Source organism: Halomonas sp. ND22Bw, assembly GCF_003011945.1.
GTDB lineage: Bacteria > Pseudomonadota > Gammaproteobacteria > Pseudomonadales > Halomonadaceae > Halomonas > Halomonas halophila.
Genome location: NZ_PXWD01001334.1, coordinates 1 through 253 on the forward strand (window position 1 = coordinate 1; position 253 = coordinate 253).

Sequence of the window (253 nt, forward strand, 5' to 3'; positions counted from 1 at the left end):
GGCCTGCCGCTCGCGCCAGAGCGGGTGCGCGGCCGCCCGCGCCAGGATCTCGTCGTTGCGGAGTGCTCCGGCCGGGACGGCGCCCTGGCTGTTGCGCTGGCCCGTGCGGAAGACGTTGGCCTGGCGCAGCGCGATGGCGTCCATCCCGAGGCGCTCGGCCGCCTCGTCCACCAGCATCTCGGTCGCCGACATGGTCTGGAGCGTCCCGTAGCCCCGGGTCGAGCCGGCATCGACGGCGCGGGAGGCCAGCGCC

General features: G+C 76.3%; 1 protein-coding gene. It reads right to left on the bottom strand.

Annotated features, from left to right (window positions below):
• The coding region (locus tag CVH10_RS22520) for a molybdopterin cofactor-binding domain-containing protein (RefSeq protein WP_146143300.1) at window positions 1–253 on the bottom strand (253 nt) is incomplete at both ends.